Raw genomic sequence first — 12,582 nt, 5'->3', positions numbered from 1 at the left:
TCAGGCGGGTGCGGATCTCCGGCCACGCGAACGCCTGCACCAGCGGCTTCGGCAGCGCCAAGCCCGAGGTCTCGATGACGATGTGGTCCGGCGGCGCGGCGCGATGGATCAGGGCTTCCATGGTCGGCAGAAACTCGTCGGCGACCGTGCAGCACAGGCAGCCGTTGGCCAGCTCCACGATGTCGTCGTCACCACAGCCCTCGATCCCGCAGGCCGACAGGATCTCGCGATCCATGCCGACGTCGCCGAACTCGTTGATGAGCAGCGCGATGCGCCGGCCGCCCGCGTTCGTCATCAGATGGCGCACCAGGGTCGTCTTGCCGGCCCCGAGAAACCCGGTGATGACCGTGACGGGAATGGCTTTGGCGAAGGGCATGCTGCGGTCTCCTTGTCGACGGTCGGGGTCGGGGTCGGGGTCGGCGGCCTTGGTCGACGGTTACGGTCGGGAACGGATCAGGGCGCGGGCCCGGGGGCGTGCGCCCCGGGGCGCGGCGATGCCCCCGGGGCGGATACGGGACCCGTCGGCCGGTGCTCGCATCACGGGGGCGCGCCGGTCGGGTGCCAGCGCGCGTCGAACACGGGTATGGGGGTCATGGATCAACCTCCACCGACTTCCCCGGTCGGTCCATAAGGGGAGCGGGCGCGGCGGCAGGTCTCCTGGCTCGCGGGCATGGGACGACTCGCCTTCCCGGGGTGGCTTTCGACCGAGCCCCCAGTGGCCTGGAATGAGCGCCCTTCACCGCTGACAGTTGCGGGGACAGCTCCGGACTTGCGGACCGTGGCGAACGGCGGCCGCGCACCGGATTCCCTTTTATCCCCTCGCGGGGACCGTCGCGCATGACGGGGAAACGGTGCGGTTTGAGGGGACCGCATGTCAAGGCCGAAGGCCCCGAACCGCCGCCTGCAGCCCGGCCCACGGCGCGATCATGGGGCCTCGCCCTGTTGACGGAACCCCTCCCGGGGGATAGGTATAAGATGCTTGATTCGAAACAGGAGTCCCGGCATGCCCCCCTCCAATACGGCGACCGCAACGGACGACGACGCGCGACCCGGTCACGGCGCCGTCCACACCACCCACGGCGATATCGTCAAGCGCCTGCGCCGGGCGGAGGGCCATCTGCGCAAGATCAGCAGCATGATCGAGGAGGAGCGCCCCTGCGTGGACGTGGCCCAGCAGCTCGCGGCCGTGGAAGCCGCGGTGCGGCAAGCCAAGCAGGTGTTCATCCGCGATCACATCGACCATTGCCTGGACGGCCTGCTGCGCGAAGGGCCGGAGGCCAAGGCCGTCCTCGCCGAGTTCAAGGCCATCTCGCGGTATCTGTAGCGAAAGGACCGGTCGCGATGGACATCACCGCCGCGCTTGCCGACGAGACGGGCCAGCCCGTGGTTCTGGCGGCCACCGCTCTGGCTTTGGGGGCCCTGCACGGGCTGGAGCCCGGCCACTCGAAGACCATGATGGCGGCGTTCATCGTGGCCGTACGCGGCACCGTATGCCAGGCCATTCTGCTGGGGCTGTCGGCGGCGCTGTCCCACACCCTGATCGTCTGGATTCTGGCCCTGCTCGCCCTGTGGCTGGGTGAGGCGATGATCGGCGAGGCCCTGGAGCCCTGGTTCATGATGGCCTCCGGCGCGATCATCCTGGTCATCGCCGCCTGGATGGGACTGCGGACCCGCCAGACGGACGGCAGACATGGCGGCGGGCATGGGGACGCCCACGATCACGACCATCATCACGGTCACGATCCCCATCACGACCACGACCACCATCATCACGGCCACGATCATGCGCACGGTCACGGTCCCGATGCGGCGGCGTCGCATCACCATAATGATCCCCTCCCCCAGGAGGGGACTATGGACGCGCACGCCCGCGCCCACGCCCGCGGCATCGAAACCCGGTTCGGCGGCGGCGGTGGGGCGACCACGGGTCAGGTGATCTTGTTCGGCCTGACCGGCGGGCTGATCCCCTGCTCGGCGGCGATCACGGTTCTGATCCTGTGCCTGCACCTGGACCGGATCTGGCTGGGCGTCGGGCTGGTGGGCGCCTTCAGCCTCGGCCTGGCGGTGACGCTGGTGGCCGCCGGCGTCGTGGCCGCCGTGGGGTTGCGCGCGGTGTCGCGGCGCACCCGCCGGTTCGACGGCTGGCTTGAAAAAGCACCCTATGTCTCCGCCACGATCATCGCCGTCATCGGCGTGGGCATGATCGCCGCCGGCTGGGCCCATCTGGCCGCCACGCCCGGCACCGGGGCCTGACGCGGAGGGGGTGGGGCATCCCGCCCCGCTACCGCAGTTCAAACTGGATCGGCACGACCAGTTCCAGCCGATTATCAGACATGGACGCCGGCATGGCCGGAAGCGGCTGCGCCCGCGCGATCAGGTCCAGAACGGCCTCGTCCAGCATCGAGGACCCGGAACTGCGGTACACGCGGTGCGTCAGAACCTGGCCGGTCCGATCCATCACGAAATACAGCAGGACGGTGCCCTCGATCCGCCGTCGCTGGGCGCGCCGGGGATAGGTCTTGTGGCGCTCCAGCCAAGCGCGCAGACGGCCGATGTAGCTGTCCCGCGCGGCCGGGTCGCCGCCGCCGGCCTGGGCGGTCGCCGGCCCCGGGGCCGCCCCCGATGCGGGTGCGGACGACGCATCGCCGGTGGTGGCACCTGACGCGGGCGCGCCGGTGGAGGTTTGCGCCTGAGGCGGAGCCGGCGCCGGCGCCGGCGCCTGGACCTGGGGCTGGGGCTGCGCCACGCGCACGGGACGCGGACGCTCGGGCTCCGGCGGCCGGACCGGCGGTGGCGGCGGGAGGTCCCGCACCTCGGGCTCCGGGTCCGGCTCCGGTTCGGGTTCCGGCTCCGGTTCCGGCTCCGGTTCTGGCTCCGGTTCCGGCTCGGGCTCGGGTTCCGGCTCCGGTTCGGGTTCCGGCTCAGGCTCCGGTTCCGGCTCGGGCATCGGTTCCGGCTCGGGCATCGGTTGTGGATCCGGGTCCGAAGCGGGATCGGGCGTCGCTTCGGCCCTTTGCTCCGGCCCCGCCGACATCCCACCGGCCGGCCCCAGAGCGATGGACACCCCGCCCGGCCCCGGCACGCCGGCGTCCGGGGGCGGCGCCGAGCGGGCCAACACGGCGAGCGCGCCCAGATGCATTGCGATCGCCGCCGACAGGGCCACGACCCAATGGCGCCGCTGGATCTCCATCAGGCCTCGTCCCGGATGGTGAGAAGAAGGACCCGGGTCACTCCGGCGGCCCGCAAGCGCTCCATCAACGCCACCACGTGCGTGGCGTCGGCGTGACCATCCGCCTTCAGGCGCACCCGCGCCCCCTCCGACTCGGTCAGTTGGGCGGCCAGCGCCGCTTCGAAGTCGGCCTCCGCCACCGGGGTGCCGTCCAGCGCCAGCCGGCCGTCGGCGCCGACCAGGACGACGATGTCCCGCGGGTTGTCCTCGCCGGAGCTGGCGGATCGGGGCGGGGTGATCTCGAACGGATCCATGGCCGACAGGGTGCCCGCCAGCATGAAGAAGATCAGCAGCAAGAAGACCACGTTGATAAGCGGCAGGATCCGCTCGTCGTCGCTGGTGTGCCGTCGCGGTTCGAAACGCATGGCCGTCACTCCCCGGACGCGGCGGCGCCGCCGGGGCGCGACAAGGCCATGGCCGACACGCCGAGGGCCGCCAAGTGATCCAGTACCGTCACCGCCCGTTGCAGGGGCACGCCGGGCGCCGGGCGGACCAGAACACGCTGGTCGGGCGTTGTCTCCAGGCGCGCCGCCACCGTGCGGGCGATCTGCTCCAGGGTGGCCGGCTGACCGTCCAGGCGCAGCTCCCGCGCGCCCACGTCGATCCGCAACGTTGTCGACTTCGTCGGGCTCGCGGTCGTTGGCGCGGTGTGGTGCGGCGTATCCAGGCCGATCACCCGCCAGTCCATGAAACTGGTCGCCAGCATGAAGAACACCAGCAGGATGAACACCACGTCGATCAGCGGCGTCAGGCTGACCAGCGGCCGGCGGCGGGCCGCCGGGCGCAGCGCCTCAAGCCCCGAGGGCCGCGAGACGGCGGGACCCGTCATGGCTTGGCTCCTGGTGCGGGGCGATGGTGTCGCCGTGGGGGCCGTCGAAGGCGTCGTGCGACAGGTCGTCGGTGAACACGCGCGTGACGATGGTGTCCATGTCATGCGCGACCTGATCGACGCGGCGTTCCATCCAGTTCAAAAGCGCCACCACGGGAATGGCCACAGCCAGACCCACGGCGGTGGTCAAAAGCGCCTCCCAGATGCCGCCCGACAGGACGGCGGGATTGACCTGATTGCCGGCGGCTTCGAGCTGGCGGAACGCCTCGATCATGCCGAGCACCGTACCGAACAGCCCCAGCAGCGGGGCGAGGGAGCCGATGACCTCCAGGGCGCGGAACCAACTGCGCAGGGTGTGCAGGGCCTCCGCGCCGGTGCGCAGCACTTCCTCGCGGACCCGCGCCTCGGGCAGGCCCCGGCTTTGGCCCCGAATGGCGCGGGCCAGGGCCTGCGCGACCGGATTGCGACAGCGCCCGGCCAACGCGATCGCTTCGCTCGCACGTCCGGTCGTGTAGAGGCGCAGGGCATCGCGCGCGACTCGGGTCTGCCCCAGCCGGGCGGCCCGGAACTGCCAGAGCTTCAAGAGCACGATGGCGACCGCCACGACGGACAGGCTCACCAGGATCAGGACCACCGGACCGCCGCCGACCACCATGTCCACGGCCTGGGCAACCGGGTCGGGCAACGGCCATCCCAGGAGCGTCATATCCGCCCCCGGACCCGAGTCGGCGGGCAGCGCCGGGGCGCCGGCGGCATCCATCGGCCCCACAGCGTCGCCGGATGGAACCGGACCGGTTGGCCCCGCACCGGCGGCATCGCCGTCCAAAGGCACAGCCGGTACGGCACCCTCAAGGGGGTTTGCGGTCGGGCGGGTTACGGAGGCATCCTGTTCGTTCATCGCGGCGGTTCCGTTCGGTGGCGCGGTCGGCCCGTCGGCCTTGCGAGTGACTCGCACTCACATCATGTTTCTTAGGGATATGCAAGGGCGTTGACGTTTGGCAAGGCCCTGAACCCGGAGCCGGCGCGGTGGATACGGGCAAGACAGGCCGGGAGAGACACAGCCAGTCAGGCGCGCCGGCCCAGACAGGGGCGCGGTGCCGGACGCCACCGAGACACAGCTTTAAAAGGGGGCTGGCATGGGGCTTCGGTTCATTTTCATGCTGACGCGCAACGACCGCACGGTCGACGACCCGTGGCCGCTGCTTCACACCGCGCTGAGCCTTGGCGTCCGTCATATCGGCTTTAAGGACATCGGCCTGTCCCTCGACCAGGTGACCGCGCTCAACCGGACGATCAAGGACGGCGGGGCGACCTCTTATCTCGAAGTGGTCTCGCTCGACCGCGACAGCGAGATCGCCTCGGCGACGGCCGCCGTCGAGATCGGCGTCGATGTGCTGCTGGGCGGAACGCGGGTGGAAGCGGTGACACCGATTCTCGCCGGGACAGCCATCCAGTATTGCCCGTTCCCGGGCCGCATCGCCGGTCATCCGAGTGTGCTGGAAGGCACCCTTGAGGAGATCGTCGCCAGCGCCAAGGCCCTGACGGCCCGCGAGACCGTTCATGGCCTGGACCTGTTGGCCTACCGGTCGCACGAGGACGTTCCCGCCTTGATCCAGGCGGTCTGCGCGGCGGTGACCAAGCCCGTCTATGTCGCCGGATCGATCGATACGCCGGAGCGCATCGCGGCGCTGAAGGCGGCTGGCGCCGCGGGGTTCACGATCGGCACGGCCGCCCTTGATGGCCGCTATCCCGCCGACGCGACGGATATGGCGAGCCAGCTCGCCGCGATCCTGCGCGACGTCGCCACTCTCAACAACCACATCTCGCCGTTTCACACGACCAATCTGGCGGCCGCGTTCGGGCGCTTTTCCGACACCTGGTCACCCAAGGTCGCGGGTCAGATCAACGGCATGCAGATCAAGCTCGCCAAGTTCGAAGGGGCGTTCACTTGGCATTTCCACTCCACAGAGGACGAGCTGTTTCTGGTGCATAAGGGCCGGCTGCTGATGAAGTTCCGGGACCGCGACGAGATCGTCGAACCGGGCGCGTTCATCGTCGTGCCGCGCGGGGTTGAACATTGCCCGGTGGCCCTGGACGAGACCTGCGAGGTCGTGCTGTTGGAGCCGGCCACCACCGTGAACACCGGCTCCGCCACGGACGCCCGAACGGTGACGGACCTGGAGCACCTCTGATTCACGGGGTCGGCCGGAACGCCGCATGCCCGCCGGGCCTGGTTTCCGTGAGGCACGATCTGCCTCAGGACGACACGCCCAGGGCGGCGAGCAAACGCCGCCGCCGCTCTGGATCGGGGCAGCTTTCGGCGACGCTCTGCTGGGTCTGGCCGGAGAAGTCCTCCATATCGTGCCGCCCGCCGTTTTCGGTGAACCAGCGCGCCTGCTCGATGTAGCCGCCGGCCTGCTCGGCCGCCACCATGCCCGCCCGCAAGCATGTGTCGTGCATGGCCGTCAGGCCGTTGACGATCGGGACCTCGTTGATGGCGTCGGCCAGCGCCACGGGCGTCATGTGCGCCCCGCACATCCGCAGGATATCGAGGTGGTTGAAGACGGCGGCGCGGATGATGGTTTGCGCGCCCATCGGGTGATCCTCGTGACGCGCCGGATCCGCGCCCCGCTCCAGCAGATAGCGCGCGGTCTCGTCGCGCAGGCGCTTGACGGTCGGGTTGGCCGGCAAGCCGTTGTTGCCCGTCACGGCGACGATCAGCGGCGGCTGGTGTAGCGGCCCGCCGAGCCGGTTGACGTCGGCGCCCTCGTCCTCGACCAGCGCCCGCACGGCCGCGAGGGTGGCGTCCACGCGGGTCGGGTCGGTCGCGGTGGCATGGATACCGTCCTCGATGGCGCGACACAGCCGGTCCGCAAGCGCCTGGGCCGGCTTCTCGGCCTCGGGAATGATCGGCGCGATGCGCTCGAGGTAGCGGGCGTAATACGCGGCCTTTTTCTCCGCCGGGCTGTCGTAGGGCCGCAGGACGTCCGTCATCGGCTGGTTCTGGAACTGGTGGGCGAACTCCATCGGCCCCAGACCGCGCGCGGTGGTGATGGCGGTATCCGCACCACGCTCCACCAGCGTCCGGGCGAGGTCGAGATGCCCGTAAAACACCGCTTGCAGCAGAATCGTGTGGCCGTTCAAGTCCCAGACCGCGTCGATCTGGTCCGGCGCGTGATCCAGCAAGGCTGTGGCGGTCGCCACGTCGCCCGAATGCCCGGCCATGTGGATCGGCAGGGCGGCGGATCGGCCGTGGGCCAGGGTGCTCTCGGCGCCCCGGGCCAGCAGCGCGGCGACGGTCGCGGCGTGACCACGGGCCGAGGCCCAAAGCAGCGGCGTCCAACCATCGGCGTCGTGAGCATTGGGATTGCCACCGCCGGCGATCCAGTCCTCCAGCCCCGCCGTGTCGCCGGCCTTGGCGCGGGTGATGGCGATATCGATCGGGGCCATGGGCGGTCTCCTGGGACGGCGCGAAAGGGGCACGCACGGGCGTGGACGCCGTCAGGACCCGGCGAAGGCCGCGGCGACCAGTTCGGTGTTCTCGCACAGGGTGAACCCGGCGATCAGGCCGTCGCGCATGGTGAACAGGGTGAGAAAGGTGTTGTCGACCGTCTTGCCCGTCTTGCGGATGGTGAAGACCTCGCGGCCCAGGATCACCACATGGTCGTTCTGGTCGGCGACGATCACCGGCACCTCGAAGGATTGCCATTCCAGGTTGCCCATCAACAGCGTGCAGTATTCGCGCACACCGTCGCGGCCGCTCCACGGCTTGTTGTAGGGGATCCGCCCGTCGGAGATCGGCGGCGTCCAGACCACGTCCTCGGTGCACTGCAGGCAGACGGCGTCGATGTCGCCCTGACCGAACGACGCAATGTGGGTCTGGATGGCCTTGATGTTCTCTTGGTCGGTCATGGCGTTCGGTCCTTGCACAAGGGCCCGGACGGGCGTGATGAACCAGGGAGCGGCAGCCAGGGCCAACCAACGGCGACCCTGATGTCAGGCGCGATCCTTCAGGGTTTCGATGATCGCCTTGGCCAGCAGGTGGCAGTGGCCACCGGTGCGGGCGGTAATGAGATCGCCGTCGATCACCAGATCGGCGTCCTGGTAGGCGGCGCCGTAGGCCTTGGCGTCGCCGATCAGATTGTTGTGGCACGTCAGGGGGCGGCCCTTGACCAGATCGGTGCGCGGCGCCGTCAGCCACAGGCCGTGACAGATGATCCCGACCAGCACCGACGGCGCGGCAAAGGCCCGGGCCAGGAACTCGGTCGCCGGCGGGATCTTCGCGACATCCTCGGTATAGCGCAGCCGGTCGGCCACCATGCCGGACGGCACGATCACCGCCGCGAAGCCCGCGAGGGCCGCGTCATCCAGATCCTCGAAGCTTTCCGACACGGTCATCGGCGTCTTCATTTCGTGGCCGGTGAACGTGATCTGCGGCTGCCCCCACAAGCGGGTAAGGAAGTGGAGATCAAGCCCCTCCTCGGGAAAACGATGCTCGTAGTAGTGGATTTCGTTCTCGTAGTAGTCAGACTCCATCAGGACGGCAATCTTCTTGCCCTGTAACGGCTCTGTGCTCATGGGGGCGCCCCTTTCAGCGTCGTGCGTGTCGGGCGGGCTCGTCACGCGAGGTCTGGGCCAACGATCCAGTGCTCCTGCATCACCATGCGGTGGCGGTACTTCGGGTTGACGCAGTCGGCCCAGCCCGGCTCGACCTGCTGGGTCCAGACGTCGGAGGCCAGCGCCGCCTCCACGGCGGCCTGATCGTCGAACCACAGCACGGCGGCACCGTCGTAGGGTGTTTCCGCCGTCGCGTAGAAGGGATCGGGCACCAGACAGACCTCGCAGCGGCGCACGCCCGGAAGGGCCGCCAGCTTCGGCCCCTGGACCGCGCGCATCGCCGTCTGAAACGCCGCGACGTCCAGCCCCTCCTTGCGTTTCACCAGCACCATCATCTTGAGGGCCGTGCTGTCCCGGTTGTCCGGGGGGCCGGCCAGGATGGTGTGCGTCTCCGTCACGAGGCTGACGGTCATCCAGAACGCGGCCCAGTTCGGTTCGTCGGCGCGCGCACCCTTCAGGTACTCGGGCGACTGGAAGGCCGTCATCAGGGCGTCGGCGTCGTCCATCCAAATCTCGGCGCAGCCCGCAAACAATGAGGGGGTGGGATCGCTGCCCCAATCGAGAAAGGTATCCACCGAATACAGGCGGACTCCGGGCAGCTTGCTCGCGAATTGGACCGCGTGCTTATGCACCCAGTAGTCCTGGAAGTCCTGCACGGTCATCCCCGGTTTGGGGGCGGCGTAGATCAACGAACGCAGCATGGGGCATCCTCTGGGTCGAAACGGGCGGGAGACGCCGCGCGGGCGGCGCCGGGGGCCCGGGCTACTGGCCGCACGTGCAGCCGGGGGTGTGGTCCTCGGTGTGCTCGGTCAGCACCAGATCGATCAGGAACGGCCCATCCGTCGCCAGGGCCTGATCGAGCGCCGCCGGAATCTCCGCCGACTGGGTGATGCGGATCCCCGGCACCCCCATACCCTTCGCCATCTCGACGAAGCCCAACGGTGGATCGGACAGGTCGAAGGACGGCGGCAAGGCGTGTTCGGTGTAACCGTGCTCCTGCCAATAGTGCTCGATGTTGAGGTCCAGCAGCTTGTAGCGGGTGTTGTTGCAGACCACGAACAGGGTGCGGCTGTTGTACTTCTTCGCGGTGTACAGGACCTGAAGGGTGTACATGGTGCCGCCGTCGCCGCTCAGGCCGACGACCAGCTTGTCCGGGTGCGCCATCTGCACACCGACCGCTCCGGGGAAGCCGACCCCGAGGGAGCCGCCCCGGGTGAAGAAATAGCTGCCCGGTTCGGTGCGCGGGATCGCCCGGTTGAAGGGCATGGAGCTGGTCAGGGACTCATCGAACACCAGGGTGTCCGACGGCATCCGCTTGGCCAATTCGGCGGCGAAGGCCTCCATGGTGGCGTGCGGCTGGGCCGCGCGGGCGGCGTCGGTCTTGGCCGCCGCCGCCGTCTCCTCCACCTTGCGGGCCGTGAAGGCCGCGACCCGGTCCGCCGCGCGGGTGCGGGCGCCCTCGTCCATGGTCCGGGCCAGGACCGGCTCCAGCGCCTCCAGCGCGCAGCGCGGATTGCAGACCACGCCCAGATCGACCCGATGGTTCTTGGCGATTTCGTAGGCGTTGAGGTCGAAGTGGATCACCTTGGCGGCCGGGTCGAACAGATCGCCCAAATGCGGGAAAACCTCCGGCAGCAGGTAACAGCCGAGCACCAGCACCGCGTCGGCCGACTGGAAGATCGGCAGGCTCTGACTGCCGAACATGTGGCCGGTGCTGCCCATCAGGCAGGGGTGCGTGGTGGCGATGTTGAGGTCCCCGCCGCCGGCGATCCAGACCTCGGCCCCGATCTGGAGCGCCAGACGCTCCAACGCCGAGGTGGCACCGGACCACGCCACGCCGTCGCCGATGACGATCTTCGGCCGTTGCGCGCCGGCCAGCATGGCCGCCGCCGCCTCGATGTCGTCGTCGCCGGGGCGGACGCGGGTGGACGGAAGGGAGGTGGGCACCACCGTCTCGGTGTTCACCGCGTCCATCACATCGGCCGGCAGGCAGATGTAAACCGGTCCCATCGGCGGCGTCGCGGCGATCTTGATGGCCCGGCGCAGGGTCCGCAGCAGGCTGCGGGGGTCCAGCACCATCGTCGCGTACTTGGTCACCGGCTCCATCATGGCCACCAGATCGGCGGCCATCTGGGCATCCATGTTCATGTAGCCGATGCCGGCGTCACCCCCGATCACCACCAGCGGGGCGTGACCACGCTTGGCCTGATAGAGCGCCCCGACGCCGTTGCCGATCCCGGGCGAGCTGTGAAGCTGCACCACGGTCGGTTTCTGGGTCGCGCGGGCGTAGCCGTCGGCGCACAGCAGGGCGACGCTTTCCTGAAGGGTCAGGATGTACGTCATCTCCGGGAAGTCGGCGAGGGCGTCGAGGAAACCCTGCTCCACCGTCCCCGGGTTGCCGAAGATGGTCGTCAGCCCATCGGCCAGGAACTGGCGGAAGATCGCGTGGCACCCGGTGTTGGTGGGACGATGCGTGACGTTACCAGCCATAGCGACGCAGCCCCTTGTCCAGAACCTTGACGAATTGGTCGCCGAACTCGTGCGAGCACTGAAGCGAGCGGGCCGTGATGAAGGGGTAGTCGACGATCACCGACGTGTGCTTACCGAAGTTGCCGTGGTACTGGCCCTCCGGCCCGACCGCGTCGGTCAGCATGTATTCCAGGCAGTACGGCGGCGGCCCCATGTTGAAGTCGGTGCCGATGAAACCCGTGCCGTCGTGGTAGTCGTATTCGATGCAATGGCCGGTGACGTGCTTGCCGCGAATGATGCTCGTGCGCTCGTTGAAGTCGCGCGCCATGGGCAAGCAGGCGACCCCGTAGCAGATAGCGGCGATCGGCTTGTCGGCGCGATGGAACGCCAGGATCAGGTCGTGCACCCGCTGATTGTTCACCATGTCGACGATCGGCCCGCTGCCGCCGACCAGCAGGATGCCGGCGTATTCCGCCAGCTCACCGTCGATCTCCTTCAGGCGGGCGTAATACGCCTCGAGTTTGCGCAGGAAATTCTCGGCGCTGAAGTACGGCCGTTCCGGGATCCAGTCGTTGAGTGCGCGGGGATTGTCGAGTTTCGGGCTGTCCTTGATGGAATTGACCTGCTCGGCGTCTTCCGGCGTGGTCACGCACATGCCCAAGGGCGGATCGACATACGTCGTGTCGTAGCTGGGCGGCAGGGCCACCGGCCGCTGGCCCTTGGGCGTGGCGAAGACCAAGTCGTAGCCCGCCGCCTCCAGCTTGACCATCGGGCCGGTCAGTTCGACGCCCCAATAGCCGTAATCGGATAGGAGGGTCAGGATCTTCTTGGACATGAGTCGGGCTCCTGGCTGGCGGCGGCGCGCGGCCCGGGCGGGCCGGTCGCGCCGAATGATGCGGGTGGCGCCGTGCGGCCGGAGTCACGGCGAAACCGGTCTCGGCGAAGGTCGGGACGACCGCTGGGTGGGGGACCTCTGAAACGACCACGGAAGCGGCCAAGGACACGGCCACGGGGCTTGGACACACTCTCTCAGCGGGCCGCCGCGCGGTTCGTCGGGGCGGACTGTGTTGTCTCGGACGGGGGGTGGTGGGCCCCCACGCCATGCGCGGCGGCGGCCTCGACGTGCGCGGCGGCCGCTTCGAGGTCCTTGGTCAACCACTCGGCGCCCTCGACCATATGAGCGAGGCTTTGCAGCGTCGTGACGACCCCGAGCAGGATCACGCCCTGGTACGCATCGATCGGCGTATCGAACGACAGCACATGCTCCAGCAGTTCGACCACGCCACTGAGCAACAAGCCCAACCCCGCGATCACGCTGGCCAGCGGATGGCGGACGATCGGCGCCAAACGCCGGGCGACGCCCAGATGCACCTTTCTGGGAAGAGCCGCGGTGGCCCTGACGGCCTCTCTCGGCTTCATGGTCATAGGGCGTGTCCTC

15 protein-coding genes and 1 riboswitch are annotated in these 12,582 nt (G+C 68.9%); of the genes, 3 read left to right on the top strand and 12 right to left on the bottom strand.

Annotation, left to right across the window (positions count from 1 at the left end):
* On the bottom strand, positions 1 to 376 hold a 376-nt coding region (locus GGD82_RS18410; RefSeq protein WP_311731990.1), incomplete at its 3' end, for a GTP-binding protein.
* 254 nt (positions 377 to 630) lie between these two features.
* Positions 631 to 848, bottom strand: a riboswitch (cobalamin riboswitch).
* A 155-nt stretch (positions 849 to 1,003) separates the two neighbouring features.
* On the opposite strand from GGD82_RS18410, the gene GGD82_RS18405 reads away from it, so the two are divergent.
* Together GGD82_RS18405 and GGD82_RS18400 are read left to right on the top strand one after the other, a co-directional pair.
* The gene (locus tag GGD82_RS18405; RefSeq protein WP_150063738.1) at positions 1,004 to 1,324 is read left to right on the top strand and encodes a metal-sensing transcriptional repressor; all 321 of its coding nucleotides are present in this window, start codon (positions 1,004 to 1,006) and stop codon (positions 1,322 to 1,324) included.
* Positions 1,325 to 1,341: 17 nt separating this feature from the next.
* Positions 1,342 to 2,253, top strand: a complete 912-nt coding sequence (locus tag GGD82_RS18400; RefSeq protein ID WP_150063739.1) for a nickel/cobalt efflux transporter — start codon at positions 1,342 to 1,344, stop codon at positions 2,251 to 2,253.
* Between the two features lie 28 nt (positions 2,254 to 2,281).
* Here GGD82_RS18400 and GGD82_RS18395 read toward each other — a convergent pair whose 3' ends face one another.
* From GGD82_RS18395 to GGD82_RS18380, 4 genes are read right to left on the bottom strand one after another with little or no spacing between them, the layout of a single operon-like run.
* On the bottom strand, positions 2,282 to 3,190 hold the full coding sequence (locus tag GGD82_RS18395; protein ID WP_150063740.1) for an energy transducer TonB: 909 nt from the start codon (positions 3,188 to 3,190) through the stop codon (positions 2,282 to 2,284).
* Positions 3,190 to 3,594, bottom strand: a complete 405-nt coding sequence (locus tag GGD82_RS18390) for an ExbD/TolR family protein (RefSeq protein ID WP_150063741.1) — start codon at positions 3,592 to 3,594, stop codon at positions 3,190 to 3,192. Before GGD82_RS18390 ends, GGD82_RS18395 begins: the two co-directional genes overlap by 1 nt.
* A gap of 5 nt (positions 3,595 to 3,599) precedes the next feature.
* On the bottom strand, positions 3,600 to 4,058 hold the full coding sequence (locus GGD82_RS18385) for an ExbD/TolR family protein (RefSeq protein WP_150063742.1): 459 nt from the start codon (positions 4,056 to 4,058) through the stop codon (positions 3,600 to 3,602).
* On the bottom strand, positions 4,021 to 4,764 hold the full coding sequence (locus GGD82_RS18380; protein ID WP_150063780.1) for a MotA/TolQ/ExbB proton channel family protein: 744 nt from the start codon (positions 4,762 to 4,764) through the stop codon (positions 4,021 to 4,023). The genes GGD82_RS18385 and GGD82_RS18380 overlap by 38 nt, the downstream gene beginning before the upstream one ends.
* Positions 4,765 to 5,194: 430 nt before the next feature.
* Between GGD82_RS18380 and GGD82_RS18375 the strand changes: the two genes are divergently transcribed.
* On the top strand, positions 5,195 to 6,250 hold the full coding sequence (locus GGD82_RS18375; RefSeq protein ID WP_150063743.1) for a cupin domain-containing protein: 1,056 nt from the start codon (positions 5,195 to 5,197) through the stop codon (positions 6,248 to 6,250).
* Between the two features lie 64 nt (positions 6,251 to 6,314).
* On the opposite strand, the gene GGD82_RS18370 is transcribed toward GGD82_RS18375, so the two are convergent.
* From GGD82_RS18370 to GGD82_RS18340, 7 genes are all read right to left on the bottom strand, one after another.
* Entirely contained in the window at positions 6,315 to 7,508 is a 1,194-nt protein-coding gene (locus GGD82_RS18370) for an ankyrin repeat domain-containing protein (RefSeq protein ID WP_150063744.1), read from the bottom strand.
* A gap of 51 nt (positions 7,509 to 7,559) precedes the next feature.
* Entirely contained in the window at positions 7,560 to 7,970 is a 411-nt protein-coding gene (locus GGD82_RS18365) for a nuclear transport factor 2 family protein (protein ID WP_150063745.1), read from the bottom strand.
* A gap of 84 nt (positions 7,971 to 8,054) precedes the next feature.
* Positions 8,055 to 8,636, bottom strand: coding sequence for a DJ-1/PfpI family protein (locus GGD82_RS18360; protein ID WP_150063746.1), 582 nt, complete (start codon positions 8,634 to 8,636; stop codon positions 8,055 to 8,057).
* A 41-nt stretch (positions 8,637 to 8,677) separates the two neighbouring features.
* Positions 8,678 to 9,376, bottom strand: coding sequence for an EthD domain-containing protein (locus GGD82_RS18355; protein WP_150063747.1), 699 nt, complete (start codon positions 9,374 to 9,376; stop codon positions 8,678 to 8,680).
* Between the two features lie 61 nt (positions 9,377 to 9,437).
* Positions 9,438 to 11,165: a thiamine pyrophosphate-binding protein gene (locus GGD82_RS21485; protein WP_150063748.1), complete on the bottom strand. Its 1,728-nt coding sequence runs from the start codon at positions 11,163 to 11,165 to the stop codon at positions 9,438 to 9,440.
* Complete coding sequence (locus GGD82_RS18345) at positions 11,155 to 11,979, bottom strand: type 1 glutamine amidotransferase domain-containing protein (RefSeq protein ID WP_150063749.1); 825 nt, start codon at positions 11,977 to 11,979, stop codon at positions 11,155 to 11,157. Before GGD82_RS18345 ends, GGD82_RS21485 begins: the two co-directional genes overlap by 11 nt.
* A gap of 194 nt (positions 11,980 to 12,173) precedes the next feature.
* Positions 12,174 to 12,569: a hypothetical protein gene (locus GGD82_RS18340; protein ID WP_150063750.1), complete on the bottom strand. Its 396-nt coding sequence runs from the start codon at positions 12,567 to 12,569 to the stop codon at positions 12,174 to 12,176.
* Positions 12,570 to 12,582: the final 13 nt, after the last annotated feature.

The organism is Roseospira marina (genome assembly GCF_014197855.1).
Lineage (GTDB): Bacteria > Pseudomonadota > Alphaproteobacteria > Rhodospirillales > Rhodospirillaceae > Rhodospira > Rhodospira marina.
This window is presented reverse-complemented; position numbering and strand designations above follow the sequence as displayed.

Bases quoted from the DNA above. Each gene is read 5' to 3' on its own strand.
- GGD82_RS18405 (WP_150063738.1), top strand. From the start codon at position 1,004: ATGCCCCCCTCCAATACGGCGACCGCAACGGACGACGACGCGCGACCC.
- GGD82_RS18400 (WP_150063739.1), top strand. From the start codon at position 1,342: ATGGACATCACCGCCGCGCTTGCCGACGAGACGGGCCAGCCCGTGGTT.
- GGD82_RS18395 (WP_150063740.1), bottom strand. From the start codon at position 3,190: ATGGAGATCCAGCGGCGCCATTGGGTCGTGGCCCTGTCGGCGGCGATC.
- GGD82_RS18390 (WP_150063741.1), bottom strand. From the start codon at position 3,594: ATGCGTTTCGAACCGCGACGGCACACCAGCGACGACGAGCGGATCCTG.
- GGD82_RS18385 (WP_150063742.1), bottom strand. From the start codon at position 4,058: ATGACGGGTCCCGCCGTCTCGCGGCCCTCGGGGCTTGAGGCGCTGCGC.
- GGD82_RS18380 (WP_150063780.1), bottom strand. From the start codon at position 4,764: ATGACGCTCCTGGGATGGCCGTTGCCCGACCCGGTTGCCCAGGCCGTG.
- GGD82_RS18375 (WP_150063743.1), top strand. From the start codon at position 5,195: ATGGGGCTTCGGTTCATTTTCATGCTGACGCGCAACGACCGCACGGTC.
- GGD82_RS18370 (WP_150063744.1), bottom strand. From the start codon at position 7,508: ATGGCCCCGATCGATATCGCCATCACCCGCGCCAAGGCCGGCGACACG.
- GGD82_RS18365 (WP_150063745.1), bottom strand. From the start codon at position 7,970: ATGACCGACCAAGAGAACATCAAGGCCATCCAGACCCACATTGCGTCG.
- GGD82_RS18360 (WP_150063746.1), bottom strand. From the start codon at position 8,636: ATGAGCACAGAGCCGTTACAGGGCAAGAAGATTGCCGTCCTGATGGAG.
- GGD82_RS18355 (WP_150063747.1), bottom strand. From the start codon at position 9,376: ATGCTGCGTTCGTTGATCTACGCCGCCCCCAAACCGGGGATGACCGTG.
- GGD82_RS21485 (WP_150063748.1), bottom strand. From the start codon at position 11,165: ATGGCTGGTAACGTCACGCATCGTCCCACCAACACCGGGTGCCACGCG.
- GGD82_RS18345 (WP_150063749.1), bottom strand. From the start codon at position 11,979: ATGTCCAAGAAGATCCTGACCCTCCTATCCGATTACGGCTATTGGGGC.
- GGD82_RS18340 (WP_150063750.1), bottom strand. From the start codon at position 12,569: ATGACCATGAAGCCGAGAGAGGCCGTCAGGGCCACCGCGGCTCTTCCC.